Raw genomic sequence first — 19348 nt, forward strand, 5'->3', positions numbered from 1 at the left:
GAATCGTATGTTGCGGATTTCTCAGGCGAGAGCGGAACTTACGATGCCCTGCGCCAACCTGCCGCGCGACTATGGTCTATAGGTGCGCTGCTTGAAGGGATGCTGTCTGTGCTCCGGCTTGCTTTGGGAGAGATGCTGCGGCGCGGCAAGAGATTGCGGGTTGGGGAAATTTACAAAATTTACACCACCTTTACTCAAGACGATGCTGATTGAAAAATAAATTTACAAAATTATCTTTCAATCAGCGCTACTTGGCGGCAATTATCAAACCTGCGTGCTATAAGCAGCGCAAGGGAGCACTATCTATTCGGATTGACCGTCGGGCAAACTGCCCCAGCGTCATGCTCTCTGTATAGAATTTGCGGAGGAACATATGACGACCCCATCCAATCCAGACACCACTTACGCCCCGGACCCGGATTTTGCGAAAGCTGCCCATGTGGACGCCGCAGGCTACGCCAAAATGTACGCCGCCTCGATGGCGGACCCTGATGCCTTTTGGGCAGAGCAAGGCAAGCGGCTGGATTGGATCAAACCGTTCACCAAAGTCTCCGACGTTGATTTCACGCTGGGCAATGTTCACATTAAATGGTTCGAGGATGGCACGCTAAACGTCGCTGCCAACTGTATCGACCGCCATCTTGCAGCGCGCGGTGATCAAACCGCGATCATCTGGGAGCCGGACGATCCTAAAGATGGTGCCAAACACATCACCTATAAAGAACTGCACCGCAATGTGTGCAAAATGGCCAATGTTCTAGAGGGCCTTGGTGTTCGCAAGGGTGACCGCGTTGTTCTCTATCTGCCAATGATCCCAGAAGCCGCCTACGCCATGCTGGCCTGTGCGCGCATCGGGGCAATCCACTCTATCGTGTTCGCGGGTTTCTCGCCTGATGCACTGGGCTCGCGGATCAATGGCTGCGACGCTAAGGTTGTGATCACTGCGGATGAGGCCCCGCGTGGAGGTCGCAAAACTGCGCTGAAATCCAACACCGACAAGGCGCTGTTGCACTGCAAAGACAGCGTTAAATGTTTGGTGGTAAAGCGCACTGGCGGCCAGACAACTTGGACTGATCGAGACTACGACTACAACGAGTTGGCGATGGAGGCTTCCGACGTTTGCGCCCCCGCCGAGATGAACGCAGAAGACCCGCTGTTTATCCTCTACACCTCTGGCTCGACCGGGCAGCCCAAAGGTGTGGTGCACACATCGGCTGGCTATTTGGCCTATGCCGCGATGACGCATGAATATGTGTTCGACTACCACGAGGGTGATGTATTTTGGTGCACCGCCGATGTGGGCTGGGTCACGGGTCACAGCTATATCGTCTATGGCCCGCTGGCTAATGGCGCGACCACAATCATGTTCGAGGGCGTGCCAACATTCCCCGATGCTGGTCGTTTCTGGGCAGTTTGCGAAAAGCATAAAGTCAATCAATTCTACACGGCCCCCACCGCCATTCGTGCGTTGATGGCCGCAGGCAACGAGCCGGTAGAGCGCTACGACCTAAGCGATCTCAAAGTGCTTGGCACCGTGGGCGAGCCGATCAATCCCGAGGCGTGGAACTGGTACAATGAGATCGTCGGTAAGGGCAAATGCCCGATCGTTGATACATGGTGGCAGACGGAAACGGGTGGTCACTTGATGACGCCACTGCCCGGTGCAACCAACCTTAAACCCGGCTCGGCGCAGCAGCCGTTCTTTGGCATTGATCCAAAAGTTCTAGACCCGCAAACCGCCGAAGTCATCAATGGCAACGGTGTTGAGGGCGTCTTGGTTATCGCCAATAGCTGGCCTGGCCAAATGCGCACCATCTGGGGCGATCATGAGCGCTTTGAGAAGACCTATTTCTCGGACTATCCCGGCTACTATTTCACTGGCGATGGCTGCAAACGCGATGCAGATGGCGACTACTGGATCACGGGCCGTGTTGATGACGTAATCAACGTATCGGGGCACCGCATGGGCACCGCAGAAGTCGAATCCGCGCTAGTGGCCCACGCCCAAGTGGCCGAAGCCGCCGTGGTCGGCTACCCGCATGAGATCAAGGGCCAAGGTATCTACGCCTATGTGACCTTGATGAACGGCGAGGAGCCCACTGAGGAGTTGCGCAAGGAGCTAGAGAAGTGGGTCCGCACGGAAATTGGCCCGATTGCCAAACCTGACCTGATCCAATGGGCACCGGGCTTGCCGAAAACCCGTTCTGGTAAAATCATGCGCCGTATTTTGCGCAAGATTGCCGAGAATGATTTTGATGCTTTGGGCGATACATCGACGTTAGCCGACCCAAGTGTGGTGGACGATCTGATCGCCAACCGCATGAACCGGAGTGACGCGTAATGGATGGGCCTGCCACCCCAGCTACCGCGCCTGTGCTAATTTTGCTGGGGCCTCCGGGCGCTGGCAAGGGCACACAAGCACGCAAGCTGGAAGAGGCTTTTGGCCTTGTGCAATTGTCCACGGGTGATTTGCTGCGCGCAGCAGTTGCTTCGGGCTCAGACGCAGGCAAACAGGCCAAATCGGTCATGGAAGCTGGCGGGCTGGTTAGCGATGAAATCGTGCTGGCGATCCTCAAGGACCGCCTGACCGAGGCCGATTGCGCCAAGGGCGTGATCCTCGATGGCTTCCCGCGTACCACTGTGCAGGCTGAGGCTCTGGACGTCTTGCTCGAGGCGTCCGGTCAACGCATAAATGCCGCTATTTCTTTGGAAGTAGATGACGCGCAGATGGTCAATCGCATCGCTGGCCGCTTCACCTGCAAGGGCTGTGGTGAAGGCTATCACGACACGTTCAAAGCCCCGAAGGTCTCTGAGGTCTGTGATAAATGCGGCTCCACCGAGATGGTGCGTCGCGCCGATGACAACGCAGAAACGGTCGCGTCACGGCTGATCGCTTATCATGCGCAGACCGCGCCCCTAATTAGCTATTACGAGGATCAAAACGCCTTGGAGCAAGTTGATGCCATGGGGGATATTGACACGATTTCAGTCGCGTTGAGCGAGTTGGTCAAACAGATATCGTCTTAAATTTTCCTCCCCCTGAGTTCCATCTGTTGGGGTTTGGGGGAGCGGAAGGACGCTCGCTATAGCTCAAAGACACATTTCGAGATATACATAGCCCTGTCCAAATTAAAATAGACGGAGCTTTGGTATGAGAACCTATCTGAAACTAGCAATTGTGGGTCTGGCTTTGCCAATTTCTGTGGCGAGTTTTTCTGGTGCCGCTCGGGCCGAAATGCTGCAAGATGGGCAATCAGTCATTGCGACCTTTAACAGTGGCCGGTTAAAAGGTCAGACTTTTACGCTTCGGTATAGTGAGAAGTCGAGCAAGCTGGGTGATCGGCCAGTGACGCATCATACCAAAAAGGTTTTGGCGATTAAAACGCCTGGCGGGTGGTGTAAATTCTCATCCAACGGCCGCGCGACTTGTCATAATGGCAAGGGCGTTTGGAAAGCCAAATAGTGGCTTTGCGTGGCTGCGGCTCAATTAATATCGAAGTTTCCGAGCTGCGTTGCAGTGAAAGTCATGAGCTGATGAAGCTGAGAGCTGCGTTACCCGTCAACCGAGGTCATATTCCACGCGGCGAGCAATTTAGGTAGCGCCTCGTCCCAGTCCATGACACCGGATTTTTCGGCCCAATCTAAATACTGCTTGGCCATCTCGGCCTCTTGCTTGGCATTCTTGCCCGCAAGATTGTGCAACTCGGTGCGGTCAGCTTCCATGTCGTACATCTCCCAATCTTGGCCGTGTAGGCGTACCAATTTGAACTGCCCTAACCGGATAGCCGAATTGCCTTCATGTTCCCAAAAGATAGGCTGCTCACGCGCCCAGTCTTTGCCGCGAAACAGCCCCATCAGGGATTCGCCCTGCATTGGCTGAATTTCATGCCCGCCAACTTCACGCTGATAAGCGCCACCCGTTGCCTCCAATATTGTTGGCAAAATATCAACGACATGACAGGCCGCATGCGCATTTGCGCGTGGCTTAAATCCATCTGGCCAATGCACCACCAGCGGCGTCGATATCCCACCTTCATGGACGTAATGCTTGAACAGCCGGAACGGCGCATTCGAGACATTGGCCCAAGGTTTGTCATAACTTTGAAAGGTCTGCGCATCGCCGGGGCGCAGGTCTGGCACGTTGCCCATGGTGATCTTTTTGCCGTCATGCGTGTGATCTGGATAGAATTGCGCCCAGCCATCCTCGGCCATAAATTCGGCGCAGCCGCCATTGTCGGACAGAAACATAATCAAGGTATTCTCAAACTGGCCCAACCGCTTTAACGCCGCAATCAACGTGCCAATGGATTGATCCATGCGGTCCACCATGGCGGCATAGGTGGCCATCTTGCTGGCTTCCCAATCCTTGTTTTGCTCATCTGACCAGTGGTGCACACCCGCATCGCGTGCCGAGATATCCCACTCTTGCTGAAACACGCCTTGGCCATTCATTTGCTCATGGCGCGCGGTTCGGGTGTGATCCCACCCCTTTGCATAAACGCCGTCATACTTGGCGATATCTTCGGCATGCGCATGCAGTGGCCAATGCGGGGCGGTGTGCGCCAGATATAGAAAAAACGGTGCCTCGTCCTCAACCGCGTCCTCGATCATGCCAATTGCTTTGTCGGTAATCGCGTCGGTGAAATAGAAATCATCTGGCACGACTTCAACGCGGCTATCATCCTCCAACATATAATGTGGCGAGAAGAAATGCGTGGCCCCGTCCATGATCCCGTAAAAGTGGTCAAAGCCACGTTGTCTGGGTGTTGGGTGCTCCACATCGCCAACCCGCCAGCTGTCGATATTGCGCGCCTCGAAATCCCCCGCGACATGCCATTTGCCCGACATCAAAGTCCGGTAGCCATCGGCGCGTAGATGCTCGGCAATTGTGGCGCTGTCATTGCGCAGAAAACCTTGATAGGCGGCGGTGCCCAAGTTCGCGCCCATATGTCCGACGCCTGCATTATGCGGATACAGCCCCGTCAATAATGACGCGCGTGTTGGACAGCATCTGGCGCAATTATACATGGCCGATAGCATCACCCCATCGCGCGCCATTGCATCTATGTTCGGTGTGCAAATTTCGGAGCCTGTAATCCCGAGATCGGCAAACCCCATATCATCAGCCAATATCAATATGACGTTAGGCTTTTGGGTCTTTTGCATTGATACTCCCTAGAGACCTGTCGACGAGGATAAACAAAGGGTGCCAGCTGTCAGACATGATTGCGACACCCAATGTCATGTTGCGCGGTGTAGTTGTCAGGAGAGGCGTAAATCTGACGCTATTTTTACTCGCCATTCCCGCATGGCAAGCGTAAGTCTTGGCGCATGATTGGTGACAATATCAGACGCATGAACCTTGACGCGGCCAAGAAGCTGCCTTTCATCCGTCAGCCCATATTTCTATTGCTTCTTATGGCGTGCGCCATGCCAATTGCTTTCGCCACATGGTCCGCGCTGCTCAACAATTTCGTTATTGAGGCTGCGGGTTTTACGGGCGTTGAAATTGGCTGGCTTCACACCATCCGAGAGATCCCGGGCTTTCTTGCCATTGGCGTGATTTTCATCATTATTTTCGTTCGAGAACAGATGTTTGGCCTAATTTCTTTAATCATACTTGGGCTTGCTTCAGCGATGACTGCGTTCTTTCCGCAGTTTTCCGGCATCATGATATTGACGTTGTTATCCTCTATTGGCTTTCATTATTACGAGACGGTTAACCAGTCGCTTCAGTTGCAGTGGATAGACAAAGACAAGGCTCCGCAAGCCTTGGGTTGGTTGACCGCTGCCGGCTCTTTCGCATCATTGATTGCTTATGGTTTACTTGTACTTACGTGGAAAGCCTTCGATCTCAGCTATGCATTTGTCTACCTGACATCGGGCGGAATTACGGTCTTGATTGCCGTGTTCTGCCTGTTTTACTTTCCTCAATTCGAGACCCCAACCCCGCAGAATAAAACTATGGTTTTGCGCCGCCGTTACTGGCTTTATTACGCGTTGCAATTTGTCTCTGGCGCGCGACGTCAGATTTTTGTGGTCTTCGCGGCCTTCATGATGGTTGAGAGGTTCGGCTTTGAAGTGCATGAAATTACATCGCTTTTCTTGATTAACTATGTTGCCAATATGGTGTTCGCCCCGATGATTGGCCGCGCTATCAGCCGTTTCGGCGAGCGTAGAATGTTGATTTTCGAATATATCGGGCTGACACTGGTTTTTGCGGCTTATGGTGGCATTTATTACTTCGGTTGGGGCGTTGTTCTGGCGGCCGGGTTGTATGTGGTGAACCATTTGTTTTTCTCGATGGCCTTTGCGTTGAAGACCTACTTCCAGAAGATCGCGGATCCTGCCGACATTGCCCCCACGGCTGCTGTTGCGTTTACAATCAACCACATAGCCGCCGTTTTTCTACCGGTTTTGCTGGGCTATATGTGGGTTCGCTCGCCTGCCACGGTGTTTGTTGCTGCGGCTCTAATGGCGATTGTTTCGCTGCTTTTATCTTTGCTGATCCCGCGCCACCCCGAGCCGGGGCGTGAGACGGTTTTTACCCGCGCAAGGCCCGTCTCGACACTGTAGCCGCCCCGCAGGGGTTGCGCTGGCACAGGCAGGGGCCTAACGAACGGCAACCACATAAGGAGCCTGCCAATGCCAACTTATACCGCTTTGACAACCTTGACCGGAGAGCCCGCCGCACAGGCTTTGGGCCTTGCGTTGGAGGCCCTCGAGCCTGCCCCCACAGGTGTTGGTGTATTTGAGGTCGAGGATGGGTCGGGCCTGTGGGAAGTGGGCGGCTACTTCATGGATGCGCCTGATGATATTGAACTGGCGTTGCTGACTGCGGCTCATGGGGCAAAGCCATTTGTCGTTTCCGAGGTGCCAGATAAGGATTGGGTCGCCCATGTGCGCCGCGAGCTGGCGCCGGTCGAGGCTGGCCGGTTCTTTGTCTATGGCGGCCATGACGCAGATAAGGTGCCGGGCGATAAGATTGCTTTGTTAATTGAGGCTGCAATGGCTTTTGGCACGGGGCACCACGGTACGACGCTTGGGTGTCTGTTGTCGCTGGAAGATTTCATTGGCGAGGGGGGCGAAGCGCATAATGTGATTGATATCGGCTGCGGCACGGCTGTGTTGGCGATGGCGGCTGCGTCAGTTTGGGACCGCGCTGTGATTGCATCAGATATTGACCCTGTGGCTGTTGACGTTGCGCAGGTAAATGCTGTGGCAAACGGATTGGCGGATAAAACTATTTGCCTCGAGGCCATTGGTTTTGAGCATGAAGACATTGCGGCAAAGGCCCCGTTTGATTTGATATTTGCGAATATATTGAAAGGTCCGCTGATTGATTTGGCTCCTGATATGGCTTTGAATTGCGCGCCGGGCGGTACAATTATTCTGTCGGGACTGCTGATTGATCAGGCCAATGAGGTCCAAGTGGTTTATGAGGCGTCTGGCTTCAAAGTGTCGCAAAGACGTGACATTGGTGAGTGGACTGCCCTGCGAATGTTTAAAAACTAGGATTTATATAGGCGTTTTGCACCACTACTGTTAACCAATGTCGTATAAGTGCAATTTAATAGCACGAGGTGTGGGTTTGGCAGACGTTAACAAAGACCGCTTTATTGAGCGGCTTAACGCAATTCAGACAAAGACTGACCCGAAGAAGCGGGTCGTTCATAAGGTCACTAGTGATGGCCTTGTGGTCGAGGTTGTGAAACCTCGCCGCAAAAAGCTGATCCCTGTCAAAAGTATCGTTACTGCTGCTCTTATCTTCGTCATTCTGAAGGGGTTTGTTTTCGCCCAGCTGGGGGAAAGTGAATATGTTGACCGGATCGCAACCCTTAAAAAGGGCCACAGCGTTCAGCTTTTTGCAGCCTTTTTGTTAGATGCGGACCCGGCGACCCGTGCCATGGCGCGTGGCTTGGATCGTGTGTTTAGGGGAGGCTAAGCCCTAAACAGAAAAAGCCGCCTCATAATGAGACGGCTTTTAAAATCGAAAAATATTAGGTTTAGATATCGGAGATATCACCGCGGCTCAGGCCGATATCGTCCAGCTCGCGTGCGGACAAAGAGGACAGAGCTTTGCGTGTTGCGCGACGGTCATTCCATGCAGCAACAGTGCCGATCAGTGAGGAGATCATACCTTGAGCATCGGCGCGGACGCCTTCGTTCAGCGAGCGGGTGGTTTCATATACAGCCATGCGAGTCGTCCTTTTTAAATGCGCCCAATGTTTGAGCATTTGTTTGTTCTAAGCCGCATTTAGGTCTCGTTTGATCATCTAACAAGCGCGATTATTGCATGGCTCATATGTGCAAAATGCATATGTCTTAATGTGTGGTAAACGCCTTAAAAATAAGGCAATTTTGCGACATGCCGAGTGTCGCATTTGTTATATTTAGTGGCAGATTACCCCCGCAAATTGTCGTTTTTGAACCTTGTGTACTTACCAGTTGGTTAATTCTTTATTTTTCACCATATTGGCAAATGTTCTTGTTTCGTGCTACCTGTGGTGAAAGAACAACAAAAGAAGAGCAGACCATGCGCGTCATAGGGATTGATCCGGGGTTACGAAACCTTGGATGGGGAGTGATCGACACCGATGGGGGGCACGTTTCGCATGTGGCGAATGGCACCTGTCATTCAACCGGCACCGATTTGGCCGTGCGACTTTTAAGCCTGCACACACAGCTCACAGAAATTATCGCCCGATACGCGCCCGACACTGCCGGCGTTGAGAAAACCTTCGTCAATAAAGACGGGGCGGGGACGTTGAAACTGGGCCAAGCGCGCGGCATCGCGATGCTGGTGCCGGCGCAGGCGGGGCTGAGCATTGGCGAATATGCCCCGAACTCAGTCAAGAAAACGGTCGTGGGGGTGGGGCACGCGGATAAAACGCAAGTGGCGCATATGGTGAAGATGCAACTTCCCGGTGTCGATATTACAGGACCTGATGCGGCGGATGCTTTGGCGATTGCGCTGTGCCACGCGTTCCATACCCGCTCCAACGGGCGATTAGAGGCAGCTTTAGCGAGGGCAAGCGCATGATTGGGAAGCTGACTGGACGGCTAGATTACCGCGCCGTGGACCATGTGCTGATCGACGTGGGGGGCGTGGGCTACATGGTTTATTGCTCGGAGCGGACCTTGGCCGCCTTACCCGGCCCGGGCGAGGCAGTATCGGTGTTCACCGAGTTGTTGGTGCGCGAAGACGTGTTGCAGCTTTTCGGCTTCACCTCGCTGATCGAGAAAGAGTGGCACCGTTTGTTGATCTCGGTGCAGGGGATCGGGGCGAAGGCCTCTATGGCGATCCTTGGCGCGCTTGGGCCGGATGCTTTGGGGCGCGCGATTGCCTTGGGGGATTGGAACGCGATCAAAGTGGCCAAAGGCGTCGGCCCCAAGACCGCGCAGCGTGTGGTGATCGAGTTGAAGGATAAGGCGCCCGGCGTGATGGCGATGGGCGGCACTCTGGCCTTGGCGCAAGGCTCTGCTGCTGCCAAGGCGGGCAATGATGATGTGATCGAGCCGATAGCCGCGCCCGCAGCCACTACCGCGTCTGCGCAGGCCGAGGCCTTGTCGGCTTTGGTGAACCTTGGTTATGGGCATGGTGATGCGGCGGGGGCGGTGGCCCAAGCGGCGGGCGAGGGCGAGCAGAGCACCACCGCGTTGATCCGCGCAGCGCTGAAACTGCTCGCGCCGAAAGAATAATGTGCAGCATGTTTGAATTTGTGGATGTCTTGGAGAAAGCGAAGATTGCACCCCATGATGTTAATGTAATCCTACATTCACCCCGTCATGCAGATATGTTGACGCTCATGCCCTCTTTGGTGCGGACGCGTCGTTTGTCAAAGCGACCAAGGATCGGGTGGGCGCACAGAGTAAGATGCTATTCATTGGTCTGTATCGCAATGAGGGAAGCGTTATGCGGACCCACGCTGATATTATGGATGAGCCTGAGGTTCAGTGGCTTTATCGTAGTTTTGGCGCATTTGATGATATGGCGGAGGCCTCGCCTGAGCGAACGCACCGCTGGTTTCATCTGGTGAGTGATGATCGGTTGGTGGACTTGCAGGGGAGATTGCTCATCGCTGCGCGTTTGACCCAGAATTATATCCGTCTTGCAGAAAATCTGGACGCTCCGGTCCTTGCGATACATGAAACGGGTGCATTTGATGCACCACCACCTGATTGGCGGGAAATGCAGCTTTCGGCAGCGGTAATACAAGAGCTTCCGCAGGGATGGGCCGCGCGCCTTCGTGAGTGGCGCGGCATATACCTGATAACGGATACTGTGGATGGTGCGCGCTATGTTGGGTCAGCCTATGGGGCGGACAACCTGCTCGGACGTTGGCAGCAACATGTGGCGGGGGCGCGCGGTGTGACTGTGGGGCTGGCGACGCGTGCGTCCAATGGGTTCCGGTTTTCGATCCTAGAGCGCCTGTCGCCGGATATGGAGCCAGAAGAGGTTGTCCGGCGAGAGCACACATGGATCAGAAGGCTTGATACGGTGGCGCATGGCTTGAACGTGTCGGATGATTTACAAGTGGATAATGGGTGACGCTACCACTGGAAGAACCCCCCGCCCTGCGGCATAGAGATGTATATGGAAGAGCCTGACCCAACCCTGCGCCCCGAGCGCCGACCCGAGGATGCGGACCGTGCGTTGCGTCCGCAAGGCTTGGACGAGTTTATTGGCCAAGCCGAGGCGCGCTCGAACCTGCGGGTGTTCATCGAGAGCGCCAAACAGCGCGGCGAAGCGATGGATCACACGTTGTTTCATGGCCCGCCCGGTTTGGGCAAAACCACGCTGGCGCAGATCATGGCGCGCGAATTAGGCGTCAACTTTCGCATGACCTCTGGTCCGGTCTTGGCCAAGGCGGGCGATTTGGCGGCGATTCTGACCAATCTGGAAGCCCGTGATGTGCTGTTCATCGACGAAATTCACCGGCTGAACCCCGTGGTTGAGGAAATTCTCTACCCCGCGCTGGAGGACTTCGAGCTGGATCTTGTGATTGGCGAAGGTCCGGCGGCGCGCACCGTGCGCATCGAGTTGCAGCCGTTCACCTTGGTGGGGGCCACGACGCGGCTGGGCCTGCTGACCACACCCTTGCGCGACCGTTTTGGCATCCCGACGCGGCTGCAATTCTATACCACAGACGAATTGCACGAGATCGTGCGCCGTGGTGCGCGCTTGCTGGGCATCCCCACGGCGGATGACGGCGCGTATGAGATTGCCAAGCGTGCGCGTGGCACGCCCCGGATTGCGGGGCGGTTGCTGCGCCGTGTGGTGGATTTTGCGGTTGTTGAAGGCGGGGGCAAAATCACGCGGGCACTGGCCGATAGCTCTTTGACGCGGCTAGGCGTGGATCATTTGGGGCTGGATGGCGCGGACCGGCGGTATCTGCGATTGATTGCCGAAAACTACCAAGGTGGCCCGGTCGGTATCGAGACAATGTCGGCGGCGCTATCGGAAAGCCGTGATGCGCTGGAGGAGGTGATCGAGCCTTACCTGCTGCAACAAGGCCTGATACAGCGGACCCCGCGCGGGCGGATGCTGGCGCAAAAGGCATGGGCGCATCTTGGGATGGCCGCGCCTAAAGGTAGAGATGACTTATTTGAAGGATGAGCTAGCCGTGGTTTTCGAGGTAACAGCGCAAAGCGTGGAGCGGATGTTTAGCCGCTCGGATGGAACCTATCAGTTTGCCCGTTGGGGCCGCCCGATTGCGCCTGTGGTGTTCGGGGTTGAGGACGCCACGGTTTCGGTGCTGAAAGGCGCGATCGAGGCCGTCTGCCGCTTGGCAAGCCATGAGATGGCCGAGACGGACCCGGAGCTAGGCGCCAACTTCATGGTGTTCTTCGTGCGCGACTGGCAGGAGTTGGTCGATACGCCAAACCTGGACCGGATGATCCCCGAGATGGGGCCGCTTGTGGAGCGGCTCAAGGCGGCGAATGCCAACCAGTACCGGTTGTTTCGATTCGGTGATGACGGGGCAATCAAGGCCTGTTTCGTGTTCTTGCGCATGGATGACGCCATGGCCGAAATCGCGGCGGATACCTTGTGCTTGGGGCAGGTGGTGCAATCCATGCTGCTTTGGTCTGACACGGCCTTTGCCGAGGCTTCGCCGCTGGCGATGACCGGGGATAATGTGGCGATCTTGAAGCCTGACGTCGCCAATGTGATCCGCGCGGGCTACGATCCGGTGATGCCTGTGGCGGCTGATGATGCATCGCATGCTTTGCGCATGGCGGCGCGGGTCGGGGCTTTGGTCTCGTGAGTGTGGGGACGCAATGAGAGGCAGCCTCAGGCGCAAAGCAATCGCCGTTTGCACAGACAAAATTTCTAAGAAGGGCGAGGGCGTCGGGCTGTCGTTTTATGCCTTCTTTGCCAACAAGAATGATGCGCCTGATGAGTTGCTGGAAGTCGCAACATGGTGGATCAAAACCCATAGGCTTGACCACTTTGAGAAGGCTGTCAAAATTCGGGCCATGATCGAGGCGGAGAAGTAAGATGAGCCATGTGTTCCAGCTGCGAGTTTACTATGAGGACACCGACCTTGCGGGCATTGTCTACTACGCCAACTACCTAAAATTTATTGAGCGTGCCCGCAGTGAATGGGTGCGCGGGATTGGCGTGGATCAAGTGGCCCTGAAAGCCGAGCAGGGGATCGTGTTCGCCGTGCGCCGCGTCGAGGCGGATTACCTGTCTCCGGGCAGGTTTGATGACCTCTTGGATGTGGTCACGCAGGTGCAAAGCCTCTCGGGGGCGCGGATCGTGCTCACGCAAAATGTCAGTCGGGGCGACGCAGTTTTGTTTAAATCGCTTGTTACACTGGTTTGTGTGGGCAGTGATGGCCGCCCAACGCGACTTCCGGCGGATATTCGCCAGTTGATGCAACGGTAACGGGAATTTTCCTGCCCCTGACACGTCCCGTATAGCAAAATGCGGGCGTTGCGGTTATTCTACCTCTAATCAAGCCGCACAAAGCGGTAATAACAAGGCGAGCAGGTTATATGGAAGCTGAGGCAATAGGCCTCGCCAGCGACGTGGACTTTTCAGTTACGGCGCTTTTTTGGCGGGCAACTTTTATCGTTAAAATGGTGATGATGCTGTTGATCGGGGCATCGTTCTGGAGCTGGGGCATCGCGGTGCAGAAGTTTATTAACTTCCGCGCGGCGCGCCGTGAAGCAGATGAGTTTGATCATGCGTTTTGGTCCGGCGAGCCGCTGGACGAGCTGTTTGACAAGGTGGGCGCGGACCCAGATGGCGCATCACAGAAGATTTTCGCGGCAGGCATGTTGGAGTGGCAACGCTCGCACAAAGAAGACGGCCAGCTGATTGCCGGGGCCTCTGCACGCATCGACCGTGCGATGGATATGGCGATTTCCAAGCAAGAAGAAAAGTTGAACTCGGGACTGACGTTTTTGGCCACAACGGGCTCCACCGCGCCGTTTGTCGGGCTGTTTGGGACCGTTTGGGGTATCAAAAACGCGTTTGAAGAGATCGCTATCGCCCAAAGCACCAATTTGGCAGTTGTTGCGCCCGGTATCGCGGAGGCGCTGGTCGCCACCGCTTTGGGGTTGGTCGCGGCTATTCCTGCGGTTATTTTCTACAACAAGCTGTCGGGGGACGCGGATAAGATCATGTCCAGCCACGAGGCATTCGCCGACGAGTTCACCACGATCTTGTCGCGCCAGTTGGACGCCTGATCCATGGCGGGCGGAACCATTCAAGGCGCAGCGTCAGGTGGGCGCAGAGGCAGGCGGCGCAAAGGGCGCGCCAAGCCGATGTCGGAGATCAACGTCACGCCATTTGTGGACGTGATGCTCGTGTTGCTGATTATCTTTATGGTGGCGGCACCGCTGCTTACCGTCGGTGTGCCCGTTGAATTGCCTAAAACGGCGGCTTCTGCATTGCCGACCGAGCAGGAAGAACCGTTGACGATCACAGTGGCGCTGGATGGGCAATTGTCGATCCAGAACACCGAGATCGCAGATGAAGACTTAGTCGGGCGGCTGCGCGCCATCGCAGCAGAGCGCGACAATGATAAGGTTTTTCTGCGTGCCGATGGCGCGATCCCGTACGAGCGCGTGATCCAAGTGATGGGCGCGCTTAATAAGGGCGGGTTCTCCAACATTGGCTTGGTGACAGATACGGGTGGCCCGACGCTTGATGGGTCTGCCTCTGCCGGGCAGGGCGGGTAGCGCGCCCATGCGCTTGCCTCCAAATACCGGACTTTATGTGTCGGGCGCGGGCCATGCGGCCTTTATCCTCTACCTAATTGTAGGGGGGCTGTTTGTCGCGCGCGAAACGGATTTGGACGTGGTTGTTAGCACTGTGTCGATCCTCTCGGGAGAGGAATTTGCCGCGATGCAGCCGCAATCTCCGGGCGAGATAGACGCGCCGCCTGCGCCAGAAGTGGCCGCCGAGGTGGACCAGCCTGCACCTGCGGTAGAACCGGATACCCCCCCCGAACCAGCCCCCACACCGGAGCCGATCGAGCAAGTCCAGCCAGAACCGGAACCCGTTATAGACGAGCCAGTTGCGCCGGAGCCAGAACCGGTGCAACCAGAAACGCCCGAAGCTCCAGACGTGGATGGCGACCCGGGGGCTACATTGATTTCCCCGGATGCGCGTCCGATCCCGCGTCCGGCGCAGCGCGTGGCCGAGGAGGTGGTAGACGCGCCTGAGCCGGACGTGACGATTGCCGAGGTGGATCAGGCCGCGACTGCGCCCGCGCCGGAGGCAACTCCGGTGGAGGAGGCGCAAGAGGAAACGGCCCGCGAAGAGGCCACGACCGAGATCGTGACCGAGGCCGACGAGCCATCCGCCTCCGCGCCGAGCAAGTCTTTGCGGCCGGGGCGTAAACCCAAGCCGCCCGCCCGGCCTGCGGCCCCAAGCCTTGCCGATAGCATTAATAACGCGGTGAATGAGGCGAATACGCAGACCGCCGCCTCTGATAATGTCAATCCGGGCGGCGGGACGGCTTCGCCGATTACCCGGCAGGAAAAAGGCACCTTTATTTTGGGGATCCAGAAATGCTGGAATGTTGGTGTTTTGGGCACGGATGCGCTGGCGGTTTCGGTCGTTGTGGGCTTCCAAATGGATAAGAGCGCAAAACCCGTCGCAGACTCGGTGCAGATGATTTCGGCCAAGGGGGGCAGTGGCTCGGCGGTTGATCGGGCCTATGGTGCTGCGCGCCGTGCGATCCTGCGTTGCGGGGCCAAAGGCTACAACCTTCCCCTCGACAAATATGACCAATGGCGTGAAGTGGAAGTCAGCTTTAATGCCACGAATAAAGAGATCCGATGATAAAAACGGCGCAAATCTGCTCGCAGGCAGCACGATCAGGCATTGGTTGCTTGCAAATGGCGGTCTGCGCGAAAAGGATACGACTATGATTAAGATGTTCCTCACCTGTCTGGCTTTTGTAGCACTTCTAGGTGCGGCTCAGGCCGAGCCGTTGCGTATCGAGTTGGACAGCCCCAACATTGAGCCATTGCCATTTGCCGCGCCTGCTTTCGTGCCGGAAGGTGGCGGGGCGGAGCAATATGCGCGCGATCTGGCCTCGGTGGTGGCGGCGGATTTGCAAGGCTCTGGCCTGTTTCGCGCGATCAGCCAAGACGCGTTCATCAGCCAGATCACCAGCTTTGACAGCCCCGTGCAATATGCTGACTGGAAGGCGATCAACGCGCAGGCTTTGATCACCGGTGCTGTCAGCGTGACGGGGGACGGGCAGGTTGTGGTGAAGTTCCGCCTGTTTGATGTCTTTTCCGAGGATCAATTGGGCGAGGGGCTGCAATTTGTAGGCTCCACCAAAGGGTGGCGGCGTATGGCGCATAAGGTGGCCGATGCTGTCTATTCACGCATCACCGGCGAGGGCGGCTATTTCGACAGCCGCGTTGTGTTTGTCTCCGAGACCGGGCCGAAAAATGCCCGCCTGAAACGGCTGGGTATTATGGATTATGATGGTGCGAACCAACAGTTCCTGACCGATGCGCAGGCGATTGTGTTGGCCCCGCGCTTCTCGCCGAATGGCGACCGGGTTTTGTACACGTCGTATGAGAGTGGCTTCCCGAAAATTTATGTGCTGGATGTTGCCTCTGTTGGGCGTCGGGTGTTGCAAGATCAGAAAGGCACGATGAGTTTCGCACCACGCTTTGCGCCGAACGGGCAAGATGTGGTCTACTCGCTGAGCACCGGGGCGAATACGGACATCTACAAGCTGAATTTGGCCTCCGGGGCGCGCACGCAATTGACGTTCAGCCCTGCGATTGAGACCGCGCCCAGCTATTCCCCCGACGGCACGCAAATTGTGTTCGAGAGCGACCGCTCCGGCACTCAGCAGCTATATGTGATGAGTGCGAGCGGTGGGGAGCCGACGCGGATTTCCTTTGGGCAGGGGCGTTACGGGACGCCGGTTTGGTCACCGCGCGGTGATCTCGTGGCGTTTACCAAACAAAACCGCGGCCGGTTTCATATTGGCGTGATGCGCACTGATGGCTCGGGGGAGCGGCTGCTTACCGCGTCATTCCTGGACGAGGGCCCAACCTGGTCGCCGAATGGCCGCGTGATCATGTTCACCCGAGAGACGGCAGGGTCCGGTGGGTCTTCGACGCTGTATTCGGTGGATATTTCCGGGCGCAACTTGAAGGCGGTGCAAGCCAATGCCTCTGACCCAAGCTGGTCGCCTTTACTGAAATAAACCGTGCGATTCCCTTTGGCGGGAAGCCATGCTAGACTTGCTCTAATCGAGCCAATAATGACCCATAAGGATCACATCATGAAAACGCTTACCAAGGTTGCTTTGCTGACCGCTTCACTGGCGCTGGCAGCCTGTGCCAAAAGCCCGTTTGACCGCAGTGGAAACGGGGTGGACACTGGCGCTGGGGGAGTTGGAAACGGTGGGGTCTCGACCTCTGCCCTAGACCCGTCCAGCCCGGCATATTTCAATCAAACCATTGGCGATAAAGTGCTTTTCGATGTGGATCAGTCCACGCTAAATGACACCGCTCGCACCACTTTGGGTCAGCAGGCTGGCTGGCTGAAAACCAACACGAGCTATACTGCGATCATCGAGGGCCATGCTGATGAGCAAGGCACCCGTGAATATAACCTTGCTTTGGGCGCGCGTCGTGCGGCTGCGGCACGCGATTATTTGGTGGCCAATGGGGTCGCTGATAACCGGTTGCGCACGGTGACATTCGGCAAGGAACGGCCATTAGAAGTGTGCTCGACCGAGGCGTGCTATGCGAAAAACCGCCGCTCCGTGAGTGTGATTTCCGCCGGCGTCGGCAGTTGATAGGCTAAGAATATGCGCAAGGTTCTACTGGTTTTAAGTTTCGTTTTATCTGTGGGGCCAGTGGCCGCGCAAGACACGAGCCTTGCGGATATTCGCGCAGAACTGGGGCAGCTAAATACGGCGATCCTCAGCCTGCGTAGTGATGTGTCTTCGGGCAATACTGGCGGGCTGGTGATCACGGGCGATACGTTGCAACGCATTGATGCAATTGAGGCTGGTTTGTCGCGGCTTACCTCCAAGACCGAGGGTCTGGAAAACCGGATCAACCGGGTGGTGACAGATGGCACTAACCGGATCGGCGATCTGGAATTTCGCTTGGTCGAGCTGGAAGGTGGCGATCTGGGAAGCCTCGGTGAGACACCGACCTTAGGTGGTGATACAGGGGCCGCGGTGCCGGGAGGCGGCGTGCCTGCCGCGACACCTGATATTGGTGGCGGCGCAGAGTTGGCTATCTCCGAGAAGGCAGATTTTGAGCGGGCGCAGGAGGCGCTCGCATCCGGTGACTTTCGCGGCGCCGCGCAGCAGTTTACGGCCTTTAATGAATCCTACCCGGGGGGGCCTCTAGCCTCTGATGCGTTCTTTCTGGCGGGGCAATCTTTGGCCAAGCTTGGCGACTGGAATAATGCGGCGCGGTCATACTTAGAAAGCTTCTCCGGCTCGCCAGAGGCCCCGCGTGCGCCTGAGGCACTGTTTCGCTTGGGGCTGGCTTTATACGAGTTGGGTCAGGCGGAAGAGGCCTGCCTGATGTTGCAGGAGGTCGGGGTGCGCTACCCTGCATCGGATCAGGTTTTACCGGCCAATTCGTCGATGCGTAACCTCGGGTGCCAGTGACCACGCCACAGCTACCTAACCACTTTTTCGAGCAGATTGCGGCCGGGCAGACGCTGGGCGTTGCTGTCTCGGGGGGCAGCGACAGTATGGGGCTTTTGCACCTCTTGTTGCAGGCAGGTGCGAGTGTGACTGTCGCAACAGTGAACCACCATTTACGCGAGGAAGCTTGTGATGAGGCCGAGGCAGTGGCTCAATTTTGTGCGCGGCACGGGGTTGAGCATGATGTGCTCGACTGGCGTTGGAGTGGTACTGGGAACTTGCAAAGTGAAGCGCGCAGTGGTCGCTATGATCTGCTGGCGCATTGGGCCGCGCAGAATGATATTGCACATATCGCGCTTGGCCACACGGCGGATGACAATATCGAGACCTTTGTGATGGGCCTCTCGCGCGGTGCAGGGCTGGACGGGTTGTCGGGCATGCGGCACAAATTTACGCGGCATGGCGTGACGTTTCACCGCCCCTTGCTACGCGCACGGCGAGAGCAGATTCGCGATATGCTTCGGGGTGCAAACGTAACCTGGAGCGATGATCCCGGTAATGACAACCCCAACTACCAACGTGTTCAGGTACGCCAAAGCATGGCGGCTTTTGCTGCGGCGGGTGTCGACCCTGAGATGATCTTGACGTCTGTGGGGCATCTGCATTCTGCGCGTCACGATTTTGAGATTGATCTGACTGAAAAGTTGGCGGGGCGGTTTCGGCTGGATCACGGAGATTTATGTTTTGATCTGCACTGGTTGGAAAATTTACCTCAAGGGGCACTTCGCCGTGTCTTAAATGCGGCTTTGCGGTTCATCTCTGGGCAGGATTATCCGCCGCGCGCGGAAAAACTTAACCGATTTATGGCGGGTTTGCGCCGAAAGTCGGTGGTCCATGGCTGCGTGCTCACTGTCAAAGATGAGGGCCTTCGGATTGCGCGTGAACATGCAGCGGTGGCGCTACTTCGTGTACCAAGTGAAGCCAAGTGGGATCGTCGTTGGCAGGTCGTTGGAAAGCACGGAAAGACAACTGAAATTAGGGCCTTGGGTGAAGATGGTATTGCGCAGTGCCCGAATGGGTGGCGTGAGTTGAACTTGCCTAGATCAACGGTTTTAAGTTCTCCGTCGGTTTGGGACGGGGCGAAATTATTGAGCGCTCCATTGGCTGGATGGGGTAATGGTTGGGGGCTAAGTTTGTGCCAAAGTGAAAATGACTTCAGTGAGTCCATTTTATCGCATTGAATA

The 19348-nt window shown here is 56.3% G+C and carries 22 protein-coding genes; 20 read left to right on the forward strand and 2 right to left on the reverse strand.

Translation table 11 applies throughout. The features are described from left to right. The first annotated feature begins 373 nt into the window (after positions 1-373). The 3 genes from acs to AC3Y7R_RS12545 all read left to right on the forward strand — a co-directional run bounded on the left by acs (position 374) and on the right by AC3Y7R_RS12545 (position 3463). The gene (gene acs / locus AC3Y7R_RS12535; protein ID WP_490042386.1) at positions 374-2341 is read left to right on the forward strand and encodes an acetate--CoA ligase; all 1968 of its coding nucleotides are present in this window, start codon (positions 374-376) and stop codon (positions 2339-2341) included. Next, positions 2341-3027, forward strand: a complete 687-nt coding sequence (locus AC3Y7R_RS12540) for an adenylate kinase (RefSeq protein WP_490042387.1) — start codon at positions 2341-2343, stop codon at positions 3025-3027. The genes acs and AC3Y7R_RS12540 overlap by 1 nt, the downstream gene beginning before the upstream one ends. Before the next feature lie 124 nt (positions 3028-3151). Beyond that, positions 3152-3463 (forward strand): hypothetical protein, encoded by a 312-nt coding sequence (locus AC3Y7R_RS12545; protein WP_490042388.1) that lies wholly within the window; start codon positions 3152-3154, stop codon positions 3461-3463. A gap of 89 nt (positions 3464-3552) precedes the next feature. On the opposite strand, the gene AC3Y7R_RS12550 is transcribed toward AC3Y7R_RS12545, so the two are convergent. Continuing rightward, a complete protein-coding gene (locus AC3Y7R_RS12550; protein WP_490042389.1) occupies positions 3553-5166 on the reverse strand; it encodes an arylsulfatase in 1614 nt (537 codons plus the stop codon). A gap of 165 nt (positions 5167-5331) precedes the next feature. Between AC3Y7R_RS12550 and AC3Y7R_RS12555 the strand changes: the two genes are divergently transcribed. From AC3Y7R_RS12555 to AC3Y7R_RS12565, 3 genes are all read left to right on the forward strand, one after another. Continuing rightward, on the forward strand, positions 5332-6576 hold the full coding sequence (locus AC3Y7R_RS12555; RefSeq protein WP_490042390.1) for an MFS transporter: 1245 nt from the start codon (positions 5332-5334) through the stop codon (positions 6574-6576). A 69-nt stretch (positions 6577-6645) separates the two neighbouring features. Further along, positions 6646-7515, forward strand: a complete 870-nt coding sequence (locus AC3Y7R_RS12560) for a 50S ribosomal protein L11 methyltransferase (protein ID WP_490042391.1) — start codon at positions 6646-6648, stop codon at positions 7513-7515. A 76-nt stretch (positions 7516-7591) separates the two neighbouring features. Beyond that, positions 7592-7945 (forward strand): hypothetical protein, encoded by a 354-nt coding sequence (locus AC3Y7R_RS12565; RefSeq protein WP_490042392.1) that lies wholly within the window; start codon positions 7592-7594, stop codon positions 7943-7945. Positions 7946-8006: 61 nt separating this feature from the next. On the opposite strand, the gene AC3Y7R_RS12570 is transcribed toward AC3Y7R_RS12565, so the two are convergent. Next, positions 8007-8198: a DUF1127 domain-containing protein gene (locus AC3Y7R_RS12570; protein ID WP_490042393.1), complete on the reverse strand. Its 192-nt coding sequence runs from the start codon at positions 8196-8198 to the stop codon at positions 8007-8009. 338 nt (positions 8199-8536) lie between these two features. Between AC3Y7R_RS12570 and ruvC the strand changes: the two genes are divergently transcribed. From ruvC to tilS, 14 genes are all read left to right on the forward strand, one after another. Next, positions 8537-9043, forward strand: coding sequence for a crossover junction endodeoxyribonuclease RuvC (gene ruvC / locus AC3Y7R_RS12575; RefSeq protein WP_490042394.1), 507 nt, complete (start codon positions 8537-8539; stop codon positions 9041-9043). Then, complete coding sequence (ruvA, locus tag AC3Y7R_RS12580; protein WP_490042395.1) at positions 9040-9702, forward strand: Holliday junction branch migration protein RuvA; 663 nt, start codon at positions 9040-9042, stop codon at positions 9700-9702. The genes ruvC and ruvA overlap by 4 nt, the downstream gene beginning before the upstream one ends. A gap of 214 nt (positions 9703-9916) precedes the next feature. Further along, entirely contained in the window at positions 9917-10552 is a 636-nt protein-coding gene (locus AC3Y7R_RS12585) for a GIY-YIG nuclease family protein (protein WP_490042396.1), read from the forward strand. Positions 10553-10597: 45 nt separating this feature from the next. Further along, a complete protein-coding gene (gene ruvB, locus AC3Y7R_RS12590) occupies positions 10598-11620 on the forward strand; it encodes a Holliday junction branch migration DNA helicase RuvB (RefSeq protein ID WP_490042397.1) in 1023 nt (340 codons plus the stop codon). Beyond that, on the forward strand, positions 11601-12269 hold the full coding sequence (locus tag AC3Y7R_RS12595) for a hypothetical protein (protein ID WP_490042398.1): 669 nt from the start codon (positions 11601-11603) through the stop codon (positions 12267-12269). The genes ruvB and AC3Y7R_RS12595 overlap by 20 nt, the downstream gene beginning before the upstream one ends. 13 nt (positions 12270-12282) lie before the next feature. After that, positions 12283-12501, forward strand: coding sequence for a DUF6500 family protein (locus AC3Y7R_RS12600; protein WP_490042399.1), 219 nt, complete (start codon positions 12283-12285; stop codon positions 12499-12501). Position 12502: 1 nt separating this feature from the next. Next, positions 12503-12895: a tol-pal system-associated acyl-CoA thioesterase gene (ybgC, locus tag AC3Y7R_RS12605; RefSeq protein ID WP_490042400.1), complete on the forward strand. Its 393-nt coding sequence runs from the start codon at positions 12503-12505 to the stop codon at positions 12893-12895. 110 nt (positions 12896-13005) lie between these two features. Next, a complete protein-coding gene (tolQ, locus tag AC3Y7R_RS12610) occupies positions 13006-13701 on the forward strand; it encodes a protein TolQ (RefSeq protein WP_490042401.1) in 696 nt (231 codons plus the stop codon). A 3-nt stretch (positions 13702-13704) separates the two neighbouring features. After that, positions 13705-14196: a protein TolR gene (gene tolR / locus AC3Y7R_RS12615; RefSeq protein ID WP_490042402.1), complete on the forward strand. Its 492-nt coding sequence runs from the start codon at positions 13705-13707 to the stop codon at positions 14194-14196. A 7-nt stretch (positions 14197-14203) separates the two neighbouring features. Further along, a complete protein-coding gene (locus AC3Y7R_RS12620; protein WP_490042403.1) occupies positions 14204-15304 on the forward strand; it encodes a hypothetical protein in 1101 nt (366 codons plus the stop codon). Positions 15305-15389: 85 nt separating this feature from the next. Then, a complete protein-coding gene (gene tolB, locus AC3Y7R_RS12625) occupies positions 15390-16697 on the forward strand; it encodes a Tol-Pal system beta propeller repeat protein TolB (protein ID WP_490042404.1) in 1308 nt (435 codons plus the stop codon). Between the two features lie 78 nt (positions 16698-16775). Beyond that, the gene (gene pal / locus AC3Y7R_RS12630) at positions 16776-17294 is read left to right on the forward strand and encodes a peptidoglycan-associated lipoprotein Pal (protein WP_490042405.1); all 519 of its coding nucleotides are present in this window, start codon (positions 16776-16778) and stop codon (positions 17292-17294) included. A 12-nt stretch (positions 17295-17306) separates the two neighbouring features. After that, positions 17307-18125: a tol-pal system protein YbgF gene (ybgF, locus tag AC3Y7R_RS12635; protein ID WP_490042406.1), complete on the forward strand. Its 819-nt coding sequence runs from the start codon at positions 17307-17309 to the stop codon at positions 18123-18125. Continuing rightward, on the forward strand, positions 18122-19345 hold the full coding sequence (gene tilS / locus AC3Y7R_RS12640) for a tRNA lysidine(34) synthetase TilS (protein WP_490042407.1): 1224 nt from the start codon (positions 18122-18124) through the stop codon (positions 19343-19345). Before ybgF ends, tilS begins: the two co-directional genes overlap by 4 nt. Positions 19346-19348: the final 3 nt, after the last annotated feature.

Source organism: Litoreibacter sp., assembly GCF_058136045.1.

Excerpts from the sequence above, each read along its gene's own strand:
- acs (WP_490042386.1), top strand. The coding sequence starts at position 374 with ATGACGACCCCATCCAATCCAGACACCACTTACGCCCCGGACCCGGAT.
- AC3Y7R_RS12540 (WP_490042387.1), top strand. The coding sequence starts at position 2,341 with ATGGATGGGCCTGCCACCCCAGCTACCGCGCCTGTGCTAATTTTGCTG.
- AC3Y7R_RS12545 (WP_490042388.1), top strand. The coding sequence starts at position 3,152 with ATGAGAACCTATCTGAAACTAGCAATTGTGGGTCTGGCTTTGCCAATT.
- AC3Y7R_RS12550 (WP_490042389.1), bottom strand. The coding sequence starts at position 5,166 with ATGCAAAAGACCCAAAAGCCTAACGTCATATTGATATTGGCTGATGAT.
- AC3Y7R_RS12555 (WP_490042390.1), top strand. The coding sequence starts at position 5,332 with ATGATTGGTGACAATATCAGACGCATGAACCTTGACGCGGCCAAGAAG.
- AC3Y7R_RS12560 (WP_490042391.1), top strand. The coding sequence starts at position 6,646 with ATGCCAACTTATACCGCTTTGACAACCTTGACCGGAGAGCCCGCCGCA.
- AC3Y7R_RS12570 (WP_490042393.1), bottom strand. The coding sequence starts at position 8,198 with ATGGCTGTATATGAAACCACCCGCTCGCTGAACGAAGGCGTCCGCGCC.
- ruvC (WP_490042394.1), top strand. The coding sequence starts at position 8,537 with ATGCGCGTCATAGGGATTGATCCGGGGTTACGAAACCTTGGATGGGGA.
- ruvA (WP_490042395.1), top strand. The coding sequence starts at position 9,040 with ATGATTGGGAAGCTGACTGGACGGCTAGATTACCGCGCCGTGGACCAT.
- AC3Y7R_RS12585 (WP_490042396.1), top strand. The coding sequence starts at position 9,917 with ATGCGGACCCACGCTGATATTATGGATGAGCCTGAGGTTCAGTGGCTT.
- ruvB (WP_490042397.1), top strand. The coding sequence starts at position 10,598 with ATGGAAGAGCCTGACCCAACCCTGCGCCCCGAGCGCCGACCCGAGGAT.
- AC3Y7R_RS12595 (WP_490042398.1), top strand. The coding sequence starts at position 11,601 with ATGACTTATTTGAAGGATGAGCTAGCCGTGGTTTTCGAGGTAACAGCG.
- AC3Y7R_RS12600 (WP_490042399.1), top strand. The coding sequence starts at position 12,283 with ATGAGAGGCAGCCTCAGGCGCAAAGCAATCGCCGTTTGCACAGACAAA.
- ybgC (WP_490042400.1), top strand. The coding sequence starts at position 12,503 with ATGAGCCATGTGTTCCAGCTGCGAGTTTACTATGAGGACACCGACCTT.
- tolQ (WP_490042401.1), top strand. The coding sequence starts at position 13,006 with ATGGAAGCTGAGGCAATAGGCCTCGCCAGCGACGTGGACTTTTCAGTT.
- tolR (WP_490042402.1), top strand. The coding sequence starts at position 13,705 with ATGGCGGGCGGAACCATTCAAGGCGCAGCGTCAGGTGGGCGCAGAGGC.
- AC3Y7R_RS12620 (WP_490042403.1), top strand. The coding sequence starts at position 14,204 with ATGCGCTTGCCTCCAAATACCGGACTTTATGTGTCGGGCGCGGGCCAT.
- tolB (WP_490042404.1), top strand. The coding sequence starts at position 15,390 with ATGATTAAGATGTTCCTCACCTGTCTGGCTTTTGTAGCACTTCTAGGT.
- pal (WP_490042405.1), top strand. The coding sequence starts at position 16,776 with ATGAAAACGCTTACCAAGGTTGCTTTGCTGACCGCTTCACTGGCGCTG.
- ybgF (WP_490042406.1), top strand. The coding sequence starts at position 17,307 with ATGCGCAAGGTTCTACTGGTTTTAAGTTTCGTTTTATCTGTGGGGCCA.